The 507-nt window shown below is 41.0% G+C and carries 1 protein-coding gene; it reads right to left on the bottom strand.

Features of this window, described 5'->3' with window-relative positions:
- Positions 1 to 383: PAS domain-containing protein (locus R7E78_RS30895; protein ID WP_318059238.1), on the bottom strand; the 383-nt coding region annotated here is incomplete at its 3' end.
- Positions 384 to 507: the final 124 nt, after the last annotated feature.

Genomic DNA, 507 nt, shown 5'->3' with positions numbered 1-507 from the left:
CGCAGTTTCGCGTAAGCTTTCTCTGCGCGTTTGACATAAATACGTTCTGGTTTAAAACGGACAGATTGGTATTCAACAATTTCACCGTTGTATTTGATTGGCGATGCAAACGCATCCACCCAGTAATATCCTCCATTTTTTCGTCTGTTTTTCACCATTCCCATCCAATGTTTCCCAGCTTTGAGATGAGACCAGAGGTCTTTAAACGCCTGTTTAGGCATATCTGGATGGCGAACAACGTTGTGTGGTTTTCCTATCAACTCTCCTTCTTCAAAGCCAGCAACTTCATTAAAATGCGCACTGGCATATTTGATGTAACTTGATGGGTCGGTTATGGAAACGAGACTGTAGCTCGCAGGATAATCGTATTCCTTTTCACTCATATACATGCATCCTTACATTTAATAAATAAGCGCCACATATGAGTGTAGCAGCACAACATCCATGCGCATAATGATGACTATATAGAAATATTCCCGTGACTTATTGAACAGCAGATTCGTTACA

The sequence above is a fragment of the Vibrio sp. YT-19(2023) genome (assembly GCF_033337395.1).
Note: the sequence above shows the minus strand (reverse complement) of the source record. Positions and strands in the feature narration are given on the sequence as shown.